This is a genomic window from Psychrobacter sp. Cmf 22.2 (genome assembly GCF_001921745.1).
Taxonomy (GTDB): Bacteria; Pseudomonadota; Gammaproteobacteria; order Pseudomonadales; family Moraxellaceae; genus Psychrobacter.
The window spans coordinates 31,286-53,087 of sequence record NZ_MRYA01000005.1 but is presented as its reverse complement, the minus strand read 5'-3'; the positions used below and the strand labels follow the sequence as shown (position 1 = coordinate 53,087).

Annotated in this window: 23 protein-coding genes; 10 read left to right on the top strand and 13 right to left on the bottom strand. The window is 41.7% G+C overall.

Translation table 11 applies throughout. From position 1 onward, the window contains the following. Nucleotides 1–14 precede the first annotated feature (14 nt). Complete coding sequence (gene lgt / locus BTV98_RS09780; RefSeq protein WP_058369603.1) at nt 15–899, bottom strand: prolipoprotein diacylglyceryl transferase; 885 nt, start codon at nt 897–899, stop codon at nt 15–17. A gap of 209 nt (nt 900–1,108) precedes the next feature. Here lgt and BTV98_RS09775 point away from each other — a divergent pair, with 209 nt between their 5' ends. Then, nucleotides 1,109–1,927, top strand: a complete 819-nt coding sequence (locus tag BTV98_RS09775; protein ID WP_075103504.1) for an NRDE family protein — start codon at nt 1,109–1,111, stop codon at nt 1,925–1,927. 78 nt (nt 1,928–2,005) lie between these two features. Here BTV98_RS09775 and BTV98_RS09770 read toward each other — a convergent pair whose 3' ends face one another. Further along, entirely contained in the window at nt 2,006–2,527 is a 522-nt protein-coding gene (locus tag BTV98_RS09770) for an RNA pyrophosphohydrolase (RefSeq protein ID WP_058369601.1), read from the bottom strand. 432 nt (nt 2,528–2,959) lie between these two features. Between BTV98_RS09770 and BTV98_RS09765 the strand changes: the two genes are divergently transcribed. Together BTV98_RS09765 and BTV98_RS09760 are read left to right on the top strand one after the other, a co-directional pair. Beyond that, nucleotides 2,960–3,373 (top strand): OsmC family protein, encoded by a 414-nt coding sequence (locus tag BTV98_RS09765; RefSeq protein WP_058369600.1) that lies wholly within the window; start codon nt 2,960–2,962, stop codon nt 3,371–3,373. 14 nt (nt 3,374–3,387) lie between these two features. Then, nucleotides 3,388–3,813: an MAPEG family protein gene (locus tag BTV98_RS09760; protein ID WP_058369599.1), complete on the top strand. Its 426-nt coding sequence runs from the start codon at nt 3,388–3,390 to the stop codon at nt 3,811–3,813. 110 nt (nt 3,814–3,923) lie between these two features. Here the strand turns inward: BTV98_RS09760 and BTV98_RS09755 are convergent, their stop codons facing one another. The 7 genes from BTV98_RS09755 to BTV98_RS09725 form a co-directional block, all read right to left on the bottom strand. Continuing rightward, nucleotides 3,924–4,919, bottom strand: coding sequence for a tRNA-dihydrouridine synthase (locus tag BTV98_RS09755; RefSeq protein WP_075103503.1), 996 nt, complete (start codon nt 4,917–4,919; stop codon nt 3,924–3,926). Then, nucleotides 4,909–6,405, bottom strand: a complete 1,497-nt coding sequence (locus BTV98_RS09750) for a UvrD-helicase domain-containing protein (protein ID WP_058369597.1) — start codon at nt 6,403–6,405, stop codon at nt 4,909–4,911. The genes BTV98_RS09755 and BTV98_RS09750 overlap by 11 nt, the downstream gene beginning before the upstream one ends. Before the next feature lie 224 nt (nt 6,406–6,629). Further along, the gene (tatC, locus tag BTV98_RS09745) at nt 6,630–7,487 is read right to left on the bottom strand and encodes a twin-arginine translocase subunit TatC (protein WP_075103502.1); all 858 of its coding nucleotides are present in this window, start codon (nt 7,485–7,487) and stop codon (nt 6,630–6,632) included. Further along, nucleotides 7,484–8,383: a Sec-independent protein translocase protein TatB gene (tatB, locus tag BTV98_RS13785; RefSeq protein WP_256713890.1), complete on the bottom strand. Its 900-nt coding sequence runs from the start codon at nt 8,381–8,383 to the stop codon at nt 7,484–7,486. Before tatB ends, tatC begins: the two co-directional genes overlap by 4 nt. 70 nt (nt 8,384–8,453) lie before the next feature. Beyond that, nucleotides 8,454–8,741 carry a Sec-independent protein translocase subunit TatA gene (tatA, locus tag BTV98_RS09735; RefSeq protein ID WP_075103501.1) on the bottom strand — a complete coding sequence of 96 codons (288 nt, stop codon included), beginning with the start codon at nt 8,739–8,741 and terminating at the stop codon, nt 8,454–8,456. 177 nt (nt 8,742–8,918) lie between these two features. Continuing rightward, on the bottom strand, nt 8,919–9,773 hold the full coding sequence (gene hisIE, locus BTV98_RS09730; RefSeq protein ID WP_075103500.1) for a bifunctional phosphoribosyl-AMP cyclohydrolase/phosphoribosyl-ATP diphosphatase HisIE: 855 nt from the start codon (nt 9,771–9,773) through the stop codon (nt 8,919–8,921). A gap of 79 nt (nt 9,774–9,852) precedes the next feature. Continuing rightward, the gene (locus BTV98_RS09725; RefSeq protein WP_058369593.1) at nt 9,853–10,296 is read right to left on the bottom strand and encodes a thioesterase family protein; all 444 of its coding nucleotides are present in this window, start codon (nt 10,294–10,296) and stop codon (nt 9,853–9,855) included. A gap of 415 nt (nt 10,297–10,711) precedes the next feature. On the opposite strand from BTV98_RS09725, the gene rpmI reads away from it, so the two are divergent. The 5 genes from rpmI to BTV98_RS09700 all read left to right on the top strand — a co-directional run bounded on the left by rpmI (nt 10,712) and on the right by BTV98_RS09700 (nt 15,699). Further along, nucleotides 10,712–10,909, top strand: coding sequence for a 50S ribosomal protein L35 (rpmI, locus tag BTV98_RS09720; protein ID WP_058369592.1), 198 nt, complete (start codon nt 10,712–10,714; stop codon nt 10,907–10,909). 113 nt (nt 10,910–11,022) lie between these two features. Then, complete coding sequence (gene rplT, locus BTV98_RS09715) at nt 11,023–11,379, top strand: 50S ribosomal protein L20 (RefSeq protein WP_058369591.1); 357 nt, start codon at nt 11,023–11,025, stop codon at nt 11,377–11,379. A gap of 273 nt (nt 11,380–11,652) precedes the next feature. Continuing rightward, a complete protein-coding gene (gene pheS / locus BTV98_RS09710) occupies nt 11,653–12,708 on the top strand; it encodes a phenylalanine--tRNA ligase subunit alpha (protein WP_075103499.1) in 1,056 nt (351 codons plus the stop codon). Nucleotides 12,709–12,776: 68 nt separating this feature from the next. Beyond that, a complete protein-coding gene (pheT, locus tag BTV98_RS09705; protein ID WP_075103498.1) occupies nt 12,777–15,194 on the top strand; it encodes a phenylalanine--tRNA ligase subunit beta in 2,418 nt (805 codons plus the stop codon). 205 nt (nt 15,195–15,399) lie between these two features. Then, a complete protein-coding gene (locus tag BTV98_RS09700; RefSeq protein WP_058369589.1) occupies nt 15,400–15,699 on the top strand; it encodes an integration host factor subunit alpha in 300 nt (99 codons plus the stop codon). Nucleotides 15,700–15,907: 208 nt separating this feature from the next. Here the strand turns inward: BTV98_RS09700 and BTV98_RS09695 are convergent, their stop codons facing one another. Next, nucleotides 15,908–16,273, bottom strand: coding sequence for a hypothetical protein (locus BTV98_RS09695; protein WP_075103497.1), 366 nt, complete (start codon nt 16,271–16,273; stop codon nt 15,908–15,910). Between the two features lie 559 nt (nt 16,274–16,832). On the opposite strand from BTV98_RS09695, the gene BTV98_RS09690 reads away from it, so the two are divergent. Continuing rightward, on the top strand, nt 16,833–17,720 hold the full coding sequence (locus BTV98_RS09690) for a neutral zinc metallopeptidase (RefSeq protein WP_075103496.1): 888 nt from the start codon (nt 16,833–16,835) through the stop codon (nt 17,718–17,720). A 180-nt stretch (nt 17,721–17,900) separates the two neighbouring features. Here BTV98_RS09690 and BTV98_RS09685 read toward each other — a convergent pair whose 3' ends face one another. The 3 genes from BTV98_RS09685 to trxA all read right to left on the bottom strand — a co-directional run bounded on the left by BTV98_RS09685 (nt 17,901) and on the right by trxA (nt 20,601). Further along, complete coding sequence (locus BTV98_RS09685) at nt 17,901–18,152, bottom strand: hypothetical protein (RefSeq protein ID WP_075103495.1); 252 nt, start codon at nt 18,150–18,152, stop codon at nt 17,901–17,903. Nucleotides 18,153–18,491: 339 nt separating this feature from the next. Further along, the gene (gene rho, locus BTV98_RS09680; protein WP_075103494.1) at nt 18,492–19,760 is read right to left on the bottom strand and encodes a transcription termination factor Rho; all 1,269 of its coding nucleotides are present in this window, start codon (nt 19,758–19,760) and stop codon (nt 18,492–18,494) included. A gap of 514 nt (nt 19,761–20,274) precedes the next feature. Then, complete coding sequence (gene trxA / locus BTV98_RS09670; RefSeq protein WP_075103492.1) at nt 20,275–20,601, bottom strand: thioredoxin; 327 nt, start codon at nt 20,599–20,601, stop codon at nt 20,275–20,277. 374 nt (nt 20,602–20,975) lie between these two features. Here trxA and BTV98_RS09665 point away from each other — a divergent pair, with 374 nt between their 5' ends. Beyond that, nucleotides 20,976–21,689 (top strand): RluA family pseudouridine synthase, encoded by a 714-nt coding sequence (locus BTV98_RS09665; RefSeq protein ID WP_075103491.1) that lies wholly within the window; start codon nt 20,976–20,978, stop codon nt 21,687–21,689. Nucleotides 21,690–21,802 lie beyond the last annotated feature (113 nt).

Genomic DNA, 21,802 nt, shown 5'->3' with positions numbered 1-21,802 from the left:
AATTTTAAAACGTCTTAATAGGCAGACTGACGACCCCAGTCATAGATATCGCGCTTGTAAGCATAAATAATTAGTAAAATACCGATAAGAATCATCGGAGCGCTTAGTATCTGTCCCTTAGTAACCCAGCCTAATAAGATAAAGCCTTGATCGGCATCTGGCTGACGAAAGAATTCAACGATGAAGCGACTGAAGCCATAACCGAGCATAAAGACGCCAGTGACCGCCATACGCGGACGCGGCTTGGACGAATACCACCACAATAACAAGAACAATAGCAGACCTTCAGTAAGCGCTTGATAAAGCTGTGAAGGATGACGCGGTAGTAGATATTGCCCATTTACTTCCATCATCAACTCTTGTAATTGAGGATTGGCTTGCAATTGCTGCATATCAAAGGCAGCAGCTTGTGGAAAATAAGTCAGCCAATTATAGCCGCCATCAGATATGCGTCCCCACAGCTCGCCGTTAATGTAGTTGCCGATACGTCCGAATAACAGCCCTGTTGGTACACAAGGTACAATGAAGTCGAGTACTTGAAAAGGCGTCTTTTTATATTTACGGGCGAAATATAGCATACCAAGCCCGACACCGATTAGGCCGCCATGAAACGACATGCCGCCTTCCCAAACTTTAAAGAGATAAGCTGGGTTTTGTAGTAATTCACCGAACTGATAGAACAAAACGTAGCCAATACGACCACCTAATATAACCCCAAGCGCACCAAAAAATACTAAGTCAGAGACCATGTCAGTCGACCAGCTATCACGCTTAGTACTGCGATACCAAGCCAAACCATAAGCGGCGCCAAACGCTAATAAATACATGAGGCCATACCAGTGTACTTCTACTGGACCCAAGGATAGCGCCACGGGATCATACTGAGGATGAATCATCATAAGAGTGTCATAATTATTGATAATAGAATGATGGTCATAATAGCAAAAATAGCTACTTAGGCATACCAAATAACTGTTAGTACAGGAGTAAACAGTTTCTTCGTACCAACTTATCTGACCCTAGTAACGTCTAGAAAGAAAAGTAGAAAACCGCTAAGATGTAAAGCTGTGTTATGACAACTGTAAACTTTAAAATAAAAAGGAATTTTATGTGCATCGTCGCCATTGCTTGGCAACTATTTGATGAGTTGCCATTAGTACTATTGTCTAATCGCGATGAGTTTTTGCAGCGCCCAACTAAGCCGCTACATCAGTGGTCTGACAAACCTATCTATGCTGGGCGTGATAGTCAAAGTGGTGGCACTTGGTTGGGTATTCATCAAGAACAACATACAGATTTGTATGAGCAAAATGGACGCTGGGCCGCCGTACTGAACTTTCGCGATGGTGTGCAGGCACGTTTGGATGAACGCTCACGTGGCGCGCTTGTTACGGATTTTTTGTCCAGCAGTATAAGTCCGATGGACTTTGCACGGAAAATCAGCTTGCAAGACTACGCAGGCTTTAACCTCATTATTGGCGATGCAGCGCAGGCTGTCATCGTTAATAATCGCGGCCATGCACCAACACCCTTGTATGCAGGCTTGCATGTCCTCTCTAACGGTCAGCCAGAAGATAGCTGGTTTAAGACTGAGCGCCTGCGTGGACGACTACGCCAAGAAGTCCTGCCGCTAATTGCGGAAAACAACTCGCTTGAATATTGGCAAGATGCGGCATTTAATGTGTTATCGGATAACATGCCAGCTCCAGCAAATAAGCTACCGAATACTGGCATGGCTATTGAGATTGAACAAAGACTATCATCTGTATATATTGAGCCTGTAGATTTGACAGGGCCTGAGGATGGAGTAATACCAAACTATGGAACCCGCACACAAAGTATTTTAACGCTGCGTAATGATGCCAAAGAAGCAACAGTTAAAGCTAATATTGCAAGCCGAGAATTTGATTATTCAAATACGCCATAGAAAATGCTCACATTGATATCTAAAGTTTCTAGATATCAATGTGAGCATCCGTAATGCATTCTGCATTGGGTTGTCTAATTATTCCATCAACAAATGATTGTCCTGTTCAGGAATAATTAACTCTTGTCTAAGGGGTAACTCGCGTGCCAATTCTTGCAAAGCACGGCGGTATACCCCGCGTTTAAAGTGAATCACTTGTCCTAGTGGATACCAGTAACTGACCCACTGCCAGTGATCAAACTCAGGTTTACCCGCATCAAAGCGGATATGTTGCGCGTTCGGCTCATCTAAGCGCAGCAAAAACCATTTTTGTTTTTGCCCAATACACAGCGGATGTTGTCCATGGCGCACGTAGCGCTTTGGCAGACGATAACGCAACCAATCTTGCGTAACTGCCAATAAGTCTACATGACGAGGATATAATCCGACCTCTTCCCAGAGCTCCCGGTACATCGCATCCATCGGCGTCTCTCCGCGATCGATACCGCCTTGCGGGAACTGCCAAGCGTTGTGACCAATACGTTTCGCCCACAGAACTTGCCCCTGTGTATTTGCTAAGATAATGCCGACATTGGCGCGAAAGCCGTCTGCATCTATCATGAACAAACCCTTAAAGTTATTTAAAAACAGCTCATCTCAATAGCATAAAAATACAGCAATCATAATTATTGTTAGGTGAATGGTATATTCATACTAGTAAAATAAGCTTTATTACCATCATTAAAACAAGAAATAGACCAAATGTGTAACAGTATTTTGCTATAAAATGTTTCACGAATTTAAACGTTTAAAATCAATGGCTTGAATAAAGGGTAATTATGTTTGATAAATGAATTAAGCTTACCAATCGATAGAAAAAGTACAATGCTATTGGGTGATGTGGTTAATGCAATAAAAATGGCTTGTACTATATGACAGATCGTCTATAAAACCCTGTTTTATCCTATGCTAAACTAACCATGTACTGTTAATATTATTAAATACAAGAATATCTAATGGTTTTAATCAAAATTTATGAAAGGATAGCGAATAATGGCAGAGTCAAAAGCGAGCGTTACCTGGCAAGATAACAAAGCATTTATGGGTGTATCACCATCAGGACATAACGTACAAATCGATGCCGATAAAGAAAAAGGCGCAAGCCCGATGGAGCTGATACTATTGGGGCTTGGAGGTTGTGCCAGTTATGACGTAGTAGCAATTTTGCAAAAGTCTCGCCAAGACGTGACGGATGTACGCTGTGATCTGACAGCACAACGCGCTGAGACCGTACCAGCGGTATATACCGATATCCATATGCACTTTGTGGTAACCGGTCAAGATATCAAAGATAAGCAAGTTGAGAAAGCCATTCAGTTGTCAGCAGAGAAGTACTGCTCAGCCAGTCGGATGTTGGTGCAAGGCGGGGTGAATGTTACTCATGATTTTGAAGTTATTGCAGGGTAAGGGTAGAGATAATTATGAGTGCATTATTTGGGTTAATCCCTGACACCGCTGCAGCCGCAATTTGGGCGATGGTGGTTGCAAGTTTGCTTCCACTAGTTATGGCGCTGACAGCAAAAGCCATTGGTGGCTTTAGATTGGCTGACAATGCACATCCACGTGATTTCTTGCAACGTACGACAGGAGTGGCAGCACGTGCTAATGCCGCTCAGCAAAATAGTTATGAGACCTTACCTGTCTTTTTGGCAGCGGTATTAGTTGCGATGTTATTCTTCGTCCCGCAATCGATTATCAATACCTTGGCATGGTTATATGTACTGATTCGTATTGGTTATGGCATGGCTTATGTTGCCAACTTATCGATGTTTCGTTCAGTGCTTTGGGTGTTGTCAATCATATGCTGTTTGATGTTATTTTATCTTGCGATTAGAATTAGCACTTAGTTTGTCGCTGAAAATTACTAACAATTACTAACAACTATTAGCTAAGTAATTATCTAAGCTGGTCTACCTTTATAAAAGGTTATACAGGTATTGAACATAGAAGCGGCTAATTATAACTGCGTACTCGACTGTAGCGCAGCTATAATAGTCGCTTTATTTTTTTCTCGTTTGACATTTTCCCACAGTATCTGCGCTTCATTATAGCCTTTAGTAAGCATACCAAGCCACTGTTTGTAGCGGCCAACCAAGACCACATCGTTTTTGGCTTGACCTTCCAAAAACTTAATCTGATGCGTAATTAAATCCTCCCACAATAGGGTTGTGTTGCTTCCTAGATTCTGCTGATGGCCATGGTCAATCTGTGCAATCAGATCTGGACGAGTAACAGCGCCACGTCCTAACATAAGATGTGTTGTCCCTGACTGCACCATACAGCGTTGCGATTGCTCTGCGTTCCAAATCTCGCCATTAGCAATGACTGGAATACTAAGTTTATTAAATGCTTTAATCTTGTCCCAATAAGCAGGTGGCTTATAACCTTGAGTTTTGGTACGCGCATGAATAGTAAGCCAGTCTGCACCGCTATCGCTAATCGCCCCGCGAATATCATCCATGCGACTGGTATCGGTATAGCCCAATCGAATCTTGGCAGAGACTGGAATGTGAGTAGGGACCGCTTGGCGCACAGCACTGATAATCTCATATATGACTTCTGGCTCATCCAATAGCACAGAGCCGCCTCGGTGATTGTTAACCGTCTTGGCAGGACAACCAAAGTTGATATCGATAGCAGGCGCTCCCAGTTCACATGCGTAGGCAGCATTCTCAGCCATCAACTGCGCTTCGCTACCCAGTAGTTGGACATGGATAGGGGTACCAGATGCGGTTTTTGCATCATGGTGCAACTCAGGTACATATTTATAAAATACATGCGCGGGCAAGACAGTTTGAGTTACGCGAATAAACTCACTGACTGACCAATCATAAGGACGCCCCAAATCTGACGCAATTTGAGTTAATATTTGCCGCATTAACGGATCGGTCAGCCCTTCCATAGGCGCAAGGAGGCGGACGGGTTGTTTAAAAAATTGCTTCTTAATTTCCATAAATCACTTTTTTGCCAGTCTGTAATCCTGATATCAAGTCTTGAATATTATGCACATCTAAATTGGCCTGCGCACGTGTACAAGCGACATAAAGTAAGCGTAATTCCTCAGGATTAATCTTCACGCCATTCGTTGTAACATCATAATAAAAATCATCGTCGAGCTGAACGCGCGACCATTCAAGCCCCTTCGCTTTATGCGCGGTTGATATTACATAATCAGCATTTTCAATACTGGTCAAACTATTGACTGCTTGGCTTAAGACATTGGTGCCATGATCATCGACCAGTTTGACCAAAGTTTTAAGATCGCTACCTTCATTAGTTTCAGAGTACTCTTGTACATCGCCCCAATGATAAAAATAAGCCAGTTCAGGCACACCGTAAGCAGATTTGCCGTTTTTTAGGTTTTCGGCAGCTTGGCAAAATTTGAGCATACGATCCGTATCCGCTTGTAGTGCCACGCGATGACCGAGTTTAAGGCCAGTCAACAGTTGCGCCATGGCAGCAGCATTGGTACGACAAAGAATGGCATCTTTTTTACTGTGCACCATACCTTTATCTGTTGATGAGTGTTTATCTGGATTACCTTTGAGAGGCACATCTTCTTGCAATGCCTTTAATAAGGTATTAGCAACTTCAGCAATTGGCTCACCGAAGCGAAAAGATTGAGTCAATAGCGTTTGCGGCAATGGCAGCTTTTTCATCGCATTGACTGCACCGCGCCACTCATAAATCTGCTGATGAGCGTCACCAACATAGATAACTTGCTTTGATTGCTGAGTCAAAATACCCATCATGAGTGGGTCAGCATCTTGCGCCTCATCAAATAGAATAAAGTCAGCAGGAATGCTGGGCTTAGACAATGCCCATAGTTTTAGATAGATATCATGACCGATACCAGCAGGATGGCGGGCATCAATGGACTGTAACCAGCGCTGTTCAACAGCAGGGTAGAGCATCTCACGTAGCTGCTCAGCGTCAGACTCATCGAGCCAGCTTGGAAACAAAATATGTCTTGGCGCAGGGTAACTGGCATGAGTACTACAAAAGTTGCTAACCGCATCACTGACAAAACGCGCTAATCTAGCAGGCGTTAACGTAATATATTTATTAATACCATCCATCTGGCGCCGTACTTGTACAGGTTGCAAGCCCAAATCATCGCCAAGGCGTTTGGGTGAAAAGCGTGGTAAAGACAGTTTGGCCGTAATATCACGAGCGACATGCCGATAAGCAAGTGAATGAAAGGTACGGCAGTCTACATGACTTGGGAATTTTTGCCTTGCATCATTGGCGATGGCTTTGTTAAATGCTAGATACAAGCCGCGTCCACGTAAGCGCTCACCGATAAGTTTCAACGTTGTGGTTTTACCAGCACCTGCATAAGCGACTACTTTAAATGACTTATGGTCCATGGCCATATTAAGCGCGCTGAGCTGCTCGTCAGTGGGATCGCTCATATAAGCTGGCATAGATGCGGACATAAAAAGCTACCTAAAGTACAAAAAGTGATTAAAAACAACTGGGTCAAAAAAAGCCACTGAAACAGATCAACAATGGCTGGCAGTTCAGTCATGATAATAAATGAAGATAGCGATGTATGAGAGGTGGGTAGATAATTGACGTAACGTCAGTTCAATTTAAATTAAATACGCTGTCAGTTTTGCTCAGTTGACTATTGATACTCAGTAAACTCAATACTACCAACTTAGTCATTATCAGATGTTGTCGCGCTTTTATCTTCTTTAATTAGTATTTTAGCCAATAATAGCCCAAGCTCGAACAGCAACCACATGGGAATTGCTAACATCAGCATAGACACACCATCTGGTGGCGTTACAACCGCTGCAATGGCAAAGCAACCAACGATGATATAGCGCCGCTTGTCTTCTAAACCCTGAATGGAGACGATACCAACCAATATCAATAGTAAGGTGACTACAGGGATCTCAAACGTCAAGCCAAATACCATGAATAGTTTGAGCGCAAAACTCAAATAACTGTCGATATCAGTCATCGGTAATACGTTTTGCGGTGCAAATACGATAAAGAACTTTAAAACACCTTTAAGCACAATGAAATAAGAGAAAGCGACACCAGCATAAAATAAAAAGATAGACGATGTCAGCACTGGTATAGCGATTTTTTTCTCTTTTTTATACAAACCTGGAGCGACAAACGACCAAATTTGATAAAGAATATAAGGCATCGCTACGAAGGCAGCAACGAACACAGTTAGGCGTATCGGCGCCATAAAGTTGGAAGTGATATCTGTCGCAATCATGGTCGAATTGACTGGTAGCTGCGCGACCAATGGATCTGATAGAAAGTTATATAGCTCGCGTGAAAACCCAACCAATGCCAAAAATATGACTAATATCGCCACGCAGATTTTGATCAAATGGCGACGCAGCTCTATCAAATGCTCAGTGATGGGCATATCGACAAGCTTGCCTAATATATCATCAGGATTGTCATCGGGTACAGCGTTTGTTTGCTCCAATGAGCTGTCTTCAATTGCCGCTATTTTCTCTTTACGACTCTTTTGTCGTTTAAACAAACTCATTTGGATGCCCCGTGTTTTGTAAACGAGGGGGGAGTATTTGAACCGTCTTGATCTGTATTATGAGCAGAAGAGTTTTGTAATGAATACTTTTCTGATTGCTCAAACTCATCTTCATCAAATTCAGACTCCCAATACTCATCAATAGGTGGCATTTTTTCATCTAAATCAGGATGTGAAAAACTCGAATGCGAAAAGTCGTCATGCAACAGATTGTCTGCTTCATAGTTGGGCAGGTAGGGCGGGGCAGGTAAACGACGGGCTTTATCATAATCACTAAGACGAAACCACATGTTTTCCCATGGTCTGGTGATAAAGCGCTGCGGTATACTACTAGAAGCCTCTAAGGGCTTTTTAGCATTTATGGTAGTCTGATCGAAGTCTGTATCAACAGAGTCTTTATCATCGTCTGTATCAGATACAAAGACAGCAGATGGGTCTTTTGGCAGTCGATCTTGCTCATAATCATAAGCAAAGTCAGATGGCATGTCTGAGGACAAGCCAGATGCTTCTTCCTCTAACTCACTCATCATCGCTTCGTCATAGTCGTCTTCAAACGAATCATCGTTTGAGTTATAGCTGTTTGGAGTATTTATAGCATCCATACTCTGGTGCTGCGAATACTCAAACTCTTGCATACTACCGCGCAACTCTGCCATTTCGCGCTTCATATCTGCTTCAGTTTGACGGATTTTAGCAAGTTCATCCTGCATTTGTTTACGTGTTTCAGCCAAGTCAAGCTCAGCTTCGATTTCAGACTGCAGGGTCGAGACGGTACGGCGTAGCTTAGCGTACCATTGTCCAGCAGTACGTGCAGCTTGAGGTAGCTTTTCAGGGCCCAACACGATTAGGGCAATGACACCAAACAAGAGTAGTTCGGAAAATCCAATATCAAACATAATTGTCAAATATAGTCATGAACATACTATGCAACGATACTATTTATAAATAACTTATAAATAACATGCATCATACTTTATGTTTATCATTAGAAGTAGTAGGACTGATTTCTACATCATCAACCTTAGTACCAGTCTGAGAATTCACTGAAGTAGTCGACTGTGTATCTGAGCTGGCGTCATGATCGAGTACACGGCGTTTACGCGCATGCTCTGTCTCTTCATCTTTGACGGCTTCTTTAAACCCTTTTACTGCCCCGCCCAAATCTTTACCAGCGTTTCTAAGCTTAGAGGTGCCAAATACGACAACCACTACAACCAACAAAATTAGCCAATGGGTAATGGAAAAACTGCCCATAACGGTATCCTTATGTCTTGATGAGACCAATATATATCGTATTACATTGCATCTATCAGCCGCACAATAAAGTGTTTTTGCCAAATAAGATGCAAGTCATTAAAGATACATTATAACGCGCACTGATGATAAAAAGTTGAAAACAACAATAATTACACAAGCTTATTTTATCTACAACTATCTCGCTGCTTTCTCATCAATACCTGAGAGCCCAAAACGTCGTCCCAATTCATTTAATACAGCATCAGATTCAATATCAAACCATGCCAACCCCACTAACGTATGAAACCACACATCGGCCACTTCGTAAATGAGCTCATGCCGTGCAGCGCTGTACTGTGCTTCATCTGTCAGCTTGTCACAACTAGCAAAGTCTTTGGCAGCAATAATACTCTCAGTCGTCTCTTCACCTACTTTTTCAAGTATTTTATTAAGTCCGCGAGCATATAAATTCGCTACATAAGAGCTGTCTGCTGATGCCTGTTTACGTTCAGCCAACACACGGTCAAGCTGTGGCAATATTGCAGTCTGAGCCGCTTGGCTTGATAAGCCGTTAGCATTAGAAATAGTATGTTTATGAATAATCTCTTTATGAACAGTATTATTTATATTACTACTAGCATTTTCTTTCGATTGATAGATATCAGCAGGATCTTTTAGTACAGCATCGACTGTTTGCCAGACGGGCTCTGCTCCTGTCATATCTAAGCGCTGATAAAAACAAGACTCACGTCCAGTATGACAGGCGATACCTCCAACTTGAGTGACACTTAGCACGATGACATCAGCATCACAGTCTAAACGAATATCATGCACCTGTTGAGTATGTCCTGACGTTTCACCCTTGTGCCAAAGCTGATTACGTGAGCGCGAAAAATAGACTGCAGTTTGCGTTTTTGCCGTTAGCTGTAAGGACTCAGCGTTCATCCATGCCATCATTAAGATGCGTCCTGTAGCGTAATCTTGAGCGATTACAGGAATCAGGCCATCAGTATTAAATTTTATAGAGGTTAGCCAATTAGGTGTGGTCATAATCTATCTTCTTATAGACGTTTAGGTTGATAGAGAAGTGGCAAGCATAAGGGTTACAAATCCCACGTAATCGACGTCATTATAGCTCAAATGGTTGTTGATTTAGCGCCTCTTCAATATCATTATTAAAGGATATGCTTCTATTGGAGCGATAATCATATTGAACAAAAGATTTGCGGGCTTTTGCTACTAGTGAACCATCATACATACGTGTCACCTTGATAGCCATTTCGCCATTCTTGTCAGATATTTGCTCTATACCTACTTCAAATAGTAGCTCTTCACGTGCACGTACACGGCTAATGATGTTCAGCTGTAAATTACTAACAATCAAACCTTGGCATTCTGCATTGATCTCTTTGATACCTTTAGAATACAAAAACCTTGCTCTTGCTTCCGCCAATAATGCAATGAGAGATTCTAACGTCAAATGCTGCCCAACATCAATCTCTGTGTTACGGACACGCATAACTGTCTCAAAGACAAATACTCTATCATCAAACTCTAACTCACGGTCTATCAACGTTATCTCCTACATAAGTTTCCATAACGTCTGAGACGCCATTGTCATCAATAAAACATAGCTTAGACAGACATTCAATCGAATTAGGAATAAGCGGTAGTATTATTTTACTAACTGCTTTAATTATGAGCAAGATTGAACATTTAATGCCTATTTTTTAAAGCGATACTTAAAACTTCATGATGTTCTTATACCCTATTGTCGTGAAGCTAAGGGATGTTCGTAAGAAGCAGTCTTTGCAAACAGTAGGCTAAATAGTTGTCTTAAAACTTTACTTGGCAAAATCATGACACTTCTGCTAAAATAGCGCCTCCCACCTCGAGGCAAATAGCTGTTTAGTGGTTGTTTTAAAGCCACTATTTACTATCGACTGTTTGACGACCAGGTTCTATCAAAGACAAAGAGGCAAATCATCATGAAAGTTAAGATGAAAACCAGAAGCGGTGCTGCAAAACGCTTCAAAAGAACAGCGAATGGCTTTAAGCGTAAGCAAGCCTTCAAAAGCCATATCTTGACCAAGAAATCAGCTAAACGTATCCGCCAACTGCGCGGTCTAAAGATGGTAGACAAGTCTGACGAAGCAGCAGTTCGTCGTATGTGCCCATACATCTAATCGCCTATTGTCATCTGTTTTCTTAAATATTTGACTTTGCAATTTGATAACGATGTCTACTATTTAAAGACATCGTGATTCGTTTAATAATGATCAAAATCTTGGAGTAATTTATGGCCCGTGTAAAACGTGGTGTACAGGCAAATCGCCGTCACAAAAAAATCTTAAAACGCGCAAAAGGCTACTACGGTGCCCGTTCACGTGTTTATCGCGTAGCGGTACAAGCAGTGACCAAAGCTGGTCAATATGCTTATCGTGACCGTCGCAACAAAAAACGTACCTTCCGTCGTCTTTGGATCGCACGTATCAATGCTGGTGCACGCTTAAACGGTTTGAGCTATAGCCGCCTTATCAATGGCTTGAAAAAAGCAAACATCGCAATCGATCGTCGCGTACTTGCTGACATCGCTATGCATGATGCAGCGACTTTCACAGCATTGGTCGAAAAAGCAAAAGCGGAATTGGCCTAAATATTAACCATCCTTTAGGTACATTGCTTAGTGGGTAATGGCTTAAATGGATAGGACTAATATTGATTAATAGTACGATATTAATAAAAGCTACCGCTGGTCGGTGGCTTTTTTTATATTAAAATATTTTAACTGTCTACATATTCAAGCCATTTATATCACAAGCCCTTGCATTGAAATGACTGGGCAAATGGTTTGCAATATTTGGTCAAACCCCTACAATTAAAAATCACTATAATTAATAGTTCGTTTAAATCAGGAAGAATGCGTCTTATGACTACCCCTGCTGCTATCACCGATTTGTCGGCGCTACCGACCTTATCCTCAGAGCTTAGCGAGCTCAATGAGACTCAGCTCAACGAGTTTGCTAGTGCTGCTGAAGCTTTAATCCTACAAGTAACCGATGCGCGCACCCTTCAAGACTTACGTGTCCAGTTGACGGGCAAAAAAAGCGCGCTAACAGGTTGGTCTAAGCAAATGGGCAAGCTTAGCTCCGATGATAAAAAAACCTATGGCGGCTGGTTGCACAGCGTACGTAGCCGTATCGGGCAAGCATTAACGGACCAGCAGCAGCAGCTGGAAGTCGCGGCGCTCAATGCCAAGCTTGCCAAAGAGAGTATCGACATTACCTTGTCGGCGCGTGGTGGTCAAAAAGGCCATTTACATCCAGTGACGATGATTACCCAGCGTATGCAGCAGTACTTTGTGCAAGCGGGTTTTAATGTGGCGACAGGTCCTGAAGTTGAGAGCGACTACTATAACTTTGAAGCGCTCAATATCCCATCGCATCATCCAGCCCGCGCCATGCACGATACTTTTTATTTTGATGCGCATTACTTACTACGCACTCACACCAGCCCCGTGCAAATTCGCACGATGGAAAAGAAGGAGCCGCCGATTCGTATTATCTGCCCAGGTCGCGTCTATCGTAACGACTCGGACCAAACCCACTCACCGATGTTTCATCAGCTAGAAGGCTTGATGGTCACAGAGTCGAGCACCTTTGCCGAGTTAAAAGGGTTGATTAGCGAGTTTTTAGAAGCCTTCTTTGCCAAAGAACTGACTGTGCGTTTTCGTCCGTCATTTTTCCCGTTTACCGAGCCCTCAGCCGAAGTAGATATCTTAGATGACAATGGCAAATGGCTAGAAGTCATGGGCTGCGGCATGGTGCATCCGCAGGTGCTGACCAATTGTGGTATTGATAGTGAAAAATATACTGGCTTTGCTTTTGGCATGGGTATTGAGCGCTTTGCGATGCTGTATTACGGTATTGATGATTTGCGTTTGTTTTTCCAAAACGATGTACGCTTCTTAAAACAGTTTGGCTAGCATGTCGTTATTGAGATGCCAACCTTTATTCTAAAATCTTTATTATAAAATTCTGACCCGAGATATTTATGAAAATTAGCGAACAGTGGCTACGTCAATGGGTAAATCCTAATAATAGCAGTGAGCAATTGGCCGAACAACTCACTATGGCAGGGCTTGAGATTGACGATCGCTTTGCGGTTGCGCGTGCCTTTCACGGCGTGGTCATCGGTGAAGTCGTCAGTGTTGAGCCGCATCCCGATGCCGATAAGCTGCGCGTCACGCAGGTCAATATTGGTGATGCTGAGCCATTACAAATCGTCTGCGGCGCTCCCAATGTGACTGTCGGTATGAAAGCGCCCGTTGCTACCGTTGGTGCCGTATTGCCAAGTGATGACGCCAGTAATGGTAAAGCAGGCTTTAAAATTAAAAACGGCAACCTACGTGGTGTCGATTCTAACGGTATGCTTTGCGGTGCTTCTGAAATTGATTTGGTTGACGATATTGATGGTCTGCTTGAGCTACCAGCTGATGCGCCAGTCGGTACTGATATCCGTGAATACTTAGGCTTAGACAATCAGATATTGGATATCTCTATCACGCCAAACCGTGGTGATTGTTTTAGCGTCCGTGGTATTGCACGTGAGATATCAGTCATCAACGATTTACCGATGCAGCAGCCAGAGATTGCGGCCAACAACGTAGCGACTGAGAGCGATGCAAAATTTGCTGTAAACGTAGAAGCGGTGGAGGCTTGCCCGCGTTATTTATTGCAGTCAATTAGCAATATCGATCGCAGTATCGATACGCCAAAATGGATGGCTGATGCCTTGGTGCAGTCAGGACTACGCTCGCATAACTTTTTGGTGGATGTGACCAACTATGTATTGATGGAGCTTGGCCAGCCATTACATGCGTTTGATGCCGATACCATTCAAGGTGATATCGTGGTGCGTTTGGCACAGCCTAAAGAAACCATTGCTTTACTAAATGAGCAAACCATTACTCTAACGGGTGATGAGTTGGTCATTGCTGATGATAAAGGCGTACTGGCTCTTGCTGGGATTATGGGCGGTAAGCGTAGTAGCGTCACCGATAGCACAACCAATATCGTATTAGAGAGTGCCTTTTTTAATCCACTCGCCATCGCTGCCCGTGCGCGCCGTTTTGGCTTGCATACCGATGCTTCACAGCGTTTTGAGCGCGGGGTAGACTTTGCGCTGCCAGAGTTGGCATTGGCTCGCGCTTGTAATTTGATTACTAGTGTCACGAACTCGCAAGCTGGGCAAATAGTAAAAGTAGAAAATAGCGAGCACTTGCCAGCACGTACGCCGATTACCTTGCCAATTAGCAAAGTCCGTGAGGTCGTCGGTATCGAAATTGAACCTGCGGTCATGGTGCGTATCTTAACTCAGCTGGGGTTCGAGGTAGAGCAGCAAGCGGAGAGTCTAATCTGTACGCCGCCATCGTATCGCTTTGATATGAGCATCCTCGAGGATTTGATCGAAGAGATTGCTCGTATCTATGGCTACGATAATATTCCAAGTGTCCTACCGCATTTGCAAGTTAGCATGGATTATGACGATACGGCTGATTTGACGCATGAGATGAAGCTTGCATTAGTCAATACTGGCTATATGGAGGCGATCAGCTTTAGCTTTAGTGATGCCAAACTTGAGACGCTACTTGATGATGAGGCGCTAGGTGAAGTGTTGGCTCTGGCCAATCCTATCTCTAGTGATTTGGCAGTGATGCGCCGTACTTTGCTCTCAAGCTTACTGCCTTGCGTGCAATATAACTTAAACCGTCAGCAGCCGCGCGTACGGTTTTTCGAGACGGGGCTTAGCTTTGTCGGCCAAAACATCAGCAACTTGGTACAGACCCCAAGTATCGCTTTGGTAGCAGTCGGTGATGTTTGGGATGAGCAAGCATACCAAAACCGTGCCTTAGACTTTTATGATCTTAAGCATGATATTGAGCAGCTACTACCAACCCAAATCGATCGTACGCGCATGCGCTATGAGCGTAGCGAGATGGCCTTTTTGCATCCAGGTCAAAGTGCAAAGCTTTATATCGACGACATCTATGTTGGCTGGTTGGGTCAGTTGCATCCGAGCACCGCCAAACAGTTAGACATGCCGACAACTTGGGTGGCACAGTTATCACTTGCGCCATTGTTAGACTTGGCTCGTGAGCAGCACACCATCACCACGCCAAGTAAGTTTCCACAAGTGCGTCGCGATATTGCCATCTTAGTAGACAGTGATATCAGCGTACAAACGCTAGAGTCGACGATACGTACCAACGCAGGTGCGCTACTAGCAGATCTGTGGTTGTTTGATGTTTATCAAGGTGAAAAAGTACCAATGGGACAACGCTCTTTAGCATTTGCATTGGTATGGCAAGATGATAATCAAACTTTATCTGACGAAGTAGTAAAAACGAACACAGATAAAGTTATTGAATCATTGATTCAACACCATGGGGCGCAATTACGCGACAGTTAACTATATTTAGCTAAGTGACTATTAATAAAGAGATTTATTTCAAGATTTGTTAAAAATTGAGTAAAAATACTTTATAATGCCTAAACTTGATTTAAAGATGCGGCCATTTTATGGCTGTAATCAGTAAATCACTGACCCTTTATATAGTAGTCATACCGCTAAACCATGATACCCGATATCTCGACATAGCATAGGAGTCGTACTTGTGAGTACCTTAACTAAATCTGACATGATCGAGCATTTGATGAATCATCTTAACTTGACGCGGCAAGAAGGGCGCTGTTTGGTTGAGAATTTTTTTGATGAGTTATCAGATAGTTTGATTGAAGGCAAAGAAGTCAAGCTTTCAGGCTTTGGCAATTTTGAGCTTAAAGACAAAAATAGTCGTCCAGGACGTAATCCTAAAACAGGAGAGCCTGTTGCGGTGTCTGCTCGCCGTGTAGTAACGTTTAAGACTGGGCAAAAATTTCGTCAAAAAGTAGATGAGCATTTATTTGATCAATAGTAATGAGTTTGAAGATTAAATTTGGGAATAATAGGTAGGAAGGATTGATGGTCACAGGTGACGTTATCAGAAGTTAAATATCTATATTCTTGAAAAACACTTTCAGATATAATAAATAATTATCAATAAATTTAAATATTACGTACAAAAAAAGAGAGCATAGGCTCTCTTTTTTTATCAATATATTCTAATACATGAGTAGCAAAAATTACTGAGCTGGCTCTTCAACAACGACAACTTCATCAGCAGCATCAACAGCAGCGGTATCAGTTTCGCTAGCTACGTCCATGCTAGTACTAGTACCGTCTACAGGAACTTCAGCGTCCATTTCGTCAGTAGCAGTTGCAGCTTGTGCTTCAGCAATGTCAGCTTCAGCATCGGCAGCAGCAGCTTCGGCATCAGCAGGAACAACTTCGCCTTCAGCATCAGCTTCGTTAAGCTCTTCTTGTGCGTCTTGCACTTCTTCTTGTGCGTCAGATAAGTCTTCAGCAGCGTTTTCTGTGCTGCTGTCGCAAGCAGTTAAGCCCATAGAAGCAGTCATGATACCAGCAAGAGCAAGTAATTTAAGTTTCATAAGATAATCTCCGTAAAATAAAATGAGCAGTAGCCACAACAAAGGGTTGAACGTCCGAATTATTTCGAAAGTCAACCAATCCTAAGTACAGCTACTTAGCTTTCACGCATTCTATATGTTTTCTTTTCAAATGAGAAGAGAATGTACAATTAAGTAACAATAAAATAGTGAATAAACTTTGTTAATGTCATTTCGATATAATTTTTAATACAACTTACGTAAAAGTTTTCCGTATAATCAATTGGAACACAGAATTATCAACAACTAATAGATAGCTTTTGTAACTAAGGTTAAAGAAGCGTAAAATTCTTTAGTATGTACAACAAAATGTATTGAACTGGTTTTATATAAACTATTTATTGTGCAGTTGTTCGAGTAATAGTTAGATAAACAGTAGAAAAATTATACCAAGAAAAACATATTCAAAGTAATTTAAAGAATGAATTGGAAAATTGTGATATTAGTTATTTATAAAATTAGGTTTGATAGCAATATATTTTTATGACTTATCAATAGTTATAATTACAACAACATATTTTATCAATTTAGAGGATGCATTATGAAATGGCAAGGCAGACGAGGTAGCTCTAACGTTCGTACCAGTAGAGGTGGCGGAAAAATGATCGGTGGGGGTATTGGCGGTATTATTATAGCTGGTATCTTATGGCTAGTTTTTGGCGTAAATCCAATGACAGCGTTGCAAACTGGACAAGTGATAACAGGCGGTGGTACTAGTACCTCAACAGAGCCAGCTACGGGTGACGATCGTGATACACAGTTTGTCAAAGTAGTATTGGCTGATACAGAGGAGGTATGGCATCAAATATTTAATGAAGGTGGGCAAATGTATCAAGAGCCTTCACTTATTCTTTTTAATGGCCAAGTAAGTTCAGCTTGTGGTAGTGCTACTGCTGCTACAGGGCCATTCTACTGCCCAGGCGACCAGACTATCTATTTAGATACATCGTTCTTTGCAGAAATGCGTCAAAATCTTGGTATCTCTGGTGATCAGCAGGGTTCAGGTGATATCGAAAATCAAGGAAGAGCTGGTGATTTTGCGCAAGCCTATGTTATTTCTCATGAGGTTGGGCATCATGTACAAACGTTGCTTGGTATATCTCAGCAAGTCAATGAAGCAAGTCGTCAAGTGACTCGTACACAAGCTAATAAGTTATCTGTATTACAGGAGTTACAAGCTGATTGCTTTGCAGGAGTTTGGGCACAGCGCAATCAACAGCGTGTACAGTTTTTGGAGCCAGGTGATATAGACGAAGCAATCAATGCTGCAAGTCAGATTGGTGATGATCGTCTTGCACGGGCAAGCGGTCGTGCGGTGACACCAGATAGCTTTACCCATGGTACTAGCCAACAACGCGTGCAATGGTTCACTCGTGGTTTAGAGAGTGGTAATGTACAATCTTGTGATACATTTAGTGGCGCTTTATAGGTGATGACAATATAAAGGCTAAAGAATAATAAACAACAAACAACAAACAATAAAAGACCTACAATAACAATTGTAGGTCTTTTATTAATTCAGCTTATATTATATAAATTAAATACATTTAAAATAAAAAACATCTAGAATATATAATAAATAAAGCGATGACAAATAATAACTTATTTATTATCTACTGTTTTCAAGAATATAGGCACCAGCACCACCAACCGCAGCACCACCAAGTGCGCCACGAGCGATGTCTTTGCTATCACCACCACTTCTAATAAGAGCACCAGCCGCAGCGCCTGCAGCTGCACCTTTAGCAGTATTACTTACACCACTGTTGTATCCGCCATATCCACCAGTTGAATTACAACCAGTCATAATTAAAGCTGAACTTGCAAGAGCAGTCATTGCAATAGATTTAGCAAATTTCATGTTATCACCTATTAAATAATCAAAATTAAAATACACAAAGTATATTACGTAAAGCTTATTTATACTGTAGATAATATTATACTTATAAAACTAATAGAGTCGTAGTAGATTGGCTAAGCTTTGCAAACACCCTGTAATTTATGTTGCTTCACTGTGTCATTGGTAGTGCTTTTACTGATAATTCTTGTATTCAATCAAACAATAAGCTAATACTTTTAAACGCTACCATAGAGATTAAAGATAACAACGCTTATTGATTTTGAATTATCTATGTTACATAGAACTATTTCGTTTAAAATCATTTGAAAATAAACTGTACACAAATGGAAGCTAATTTATTTAATTTTGAGATTTACGCTTCATTTGTTCAAAGAATTCATCATTTGTCTTAGCTTCTTTTAGACGATCTAGTAAGAATTCAGTTGCTTGAACACCATCCATCGGTTGCAATAACTTACGGAGTATCCAAACTTTACGCAGTTTATCTTCATCAAGAATACGCTCTTCACGGCGAGTACCTGACTTCTTGATATTGATTGCTGGAAAGACGCGTTTTTCGGCCAAATCACGTTCAAGAGTGATCTCTTGGTTACCAGTACCTTTGAACTCTTCAAAGATAACACTGTCCATTTTGCTACCAGTATCAATAAGAGCACTAGCAATAATGGTTAAGCTGCCACCTTCTTCAACATTACGTGCTGCACCAAAAAAGCGTTTTGGTCGCTCAAGCGCAGTGGCATCAAGTCCACCAGTCAATACTTTACCGGATGAGGGGATGACTGTGTTATAAGCACGAGCAAGACGTGTGATAGAGTCCAGTAGAACGACAACGTCTTGCTTGTGTTCAACCAAACGCTTGGCTTTTTCGATGACCATCTCAGCGACTTGTACATGACGCTGCGGCGGTTCATCAAACGTTGAGGCGACCACTTCGCCGCGTACTGTACGTACCATTTCTGTCACTTCTTCTGGACGCTCATCAATCAACAGAACAATCAGATAGCATTCAGGATTGTTACGAGTGATGGATTGGGCAATCGTCTGTAATAGTACAGTTTTACCTGCTTTTGGGGGAGCGACGATAATAGAGCGTTGACCTTTACCAATCGGTGCAATCAGATCAATAATACGTCCAGTCAAGTCTTCGGTCGTACCGTTACCAAGCTCAAGCTTAAGATGTTCGGTAGGAAATAGCGGTGTTAGATTCTCAAAAATGAGCTTATGGCGTGAGCGATCTGGCGTATCGAAGTTGACTTCGCCTACTTTTAGTAATGCAAAGTAACGCTCGGAGTCTTTTGGTGGACGAATGGTGCCAGCGATACTGTCGCCTGTCTTTAAGCTAAAACGTCTGATTTGGCTTGGGCTGACATAAATGTCATCAGGGCCTGCCAGATAAGAGCCTTCTGATGAGCGCAAAAAGCCAAAACCATCCGGTAGGACTTCAAGTACGCCATCACCATAAATAGCTTCACCATTACGAGCATGCGTTTTTAGTATCGCAAAGATAATGTCTTGTTTACGGCTACGTGCCATATTATCAAGACCCATTTCTTTGGCAATAGCCAGTAGCTCAGTGATTGATTTTTTCTTTAATTCAGTTAAATTCATAGGTAGGTCATTAACGATTTATCGGGTGAGAACTGCCATTAGCAGCACAACCCACGACATTGATTAAAACAACGATAGTGTAGCGATAGGATGTGTGCACAGAGTTGAGATTTATATAGCATTGATTTTTATGTGTCAGATTATCATCAGCTGCGCAAAACTGTGTCAGGATGACAAATGTGAATATAAAGAGGACTATATAAGAGTTTGGGATATAAAAGCTTGCAATGAAAGCTCCATATCAATAATTATAGTTAGTAATTTCGTTCAGTATACAACTGTGTTTTGTGTTGATAAACACGAGGAGAATAGCGTTAAGACGCATCAGAAAAAATTTATGTTTCTCTTGACAGCAGACTATACGGTTTTAAAGTTAGGCTTGTCAATTATTTTTGTTAAAAAATTTGCATAATTCACTTATTTGCTAACAAAGACGCAAAAAAGCCATCATCTTGTACAGATAATGGCCAATTTCGATTATTTATTCAAATAATCGGCGTTGTTGATGCGCAATTTATAAGTGCTTATCAAGTACTTTAGCAAGTTCAGATTTTGGCTGTAGACCCATTACTGAATCTACCTTTTCGCCGTCTTTAAAGACGAATAAAGTTGGGATATTACGGATACCAAAGCGGCTTGCTGCTTGTGGGTTATTGTCTACATCGACTTTGACGATTTTTACTTTACCTTGATAGTCGTTGGCCAAATCTTCTAAGATAGGCGCTATTGACTTACAAGGACCGCACCATGTTGCCCAAAAGTCTACTAAAACTGGGACATCAGATTGCAATACGTCTTGGTCAAAATCTGTATCAGTGGTATTAACAATAAGGTCTGACATAATTATTCTCTCTTGTTGTATCATCTTTTACCAGTAATAGATAAAAGTAGTTTGGTAAATTAAGTATAAATATCTCATTGCTGTACAAGACAAGTGACTTATATTTATCCCATTAATTATCTACTTACGGCTTAAGAAGTATTGAATGGAAGTGAAAATGTGCCATTATATTAGCATGTTTGCCAACTCTTGACAGACAAACGGTGGTTAAAATGCTTAACAACTAGTATTAGTACAATAAATCGAAACACAAATTAACAGACACTACATCTTTGTAGCAGATTGTCCTTATGTTTTAGTCAGTAAAAACGCCTAGACGACTGATTATGCCTTTTTACCTCATTTAAACCTATTTATATAAGTAGCCATTTTTTATGCCTTTTACCGATGATGACATCGCTGCCATGAATTTACAAGAAACTCAGTATCCCTTGGCGTTTTTTCAAAAATTTGCGCAAGAAATTACCGTCTATGAAGATGATGATATTTGGGTAGTAGACAAGCCTGCAGGGCTATTAAGTGTTGATGGTAAGACCTTAAAGGTCAGTTTATTGGCTCGACTTGAACGTGCCAATCCTGATGTAAAACTTATTCATCGTTTGGATATGGATACCTCAGGCCTGCTTATATTTGCAAAAAATTCGGCGGCTCAGACTAATATTAGTAAACAATTCATTGATAGGTTGCCGCAAAAGACCTATCAAGCGCGGGTTTTTGGTACTTGGGAGAGGATAGGGGCAACGGGAAAAATATCCGTGCCCGTAAGATATGAGCCGACAACTAAGCCGCGACATATCGTTGATCATGATTGGAGTAAAAATGCCTTGACCTTGTATGAGGTACTCGCTTATGAACAATGTAACGGTCAAGCAGTCACTCGTGTTGCGCTAAAACCAGTGACAGGACGTAGCCATCAATTGCGCGTGCATATGGTGCATACAGGACATGTCATTATCGGTGATCCCATTTATGCAGAAGGACTGGCATTAAAAATTGCACCGCGTTTAAATTTGCATGCCCAGCAGCTACGTCTAAAGCATCCTGTACTTGGCGCTTGGATGGACTGGGAAAGCGCAATACCGTTTTAAACGTGGCGCATCTTTAAGAATATCAAATCAAGTTTAGTGCGTTAATTTAGTAGCGTAGAGAGTAGTAACAGCTATATATTATGAATTTAGGATAATCAGTTACTAAAATAGGA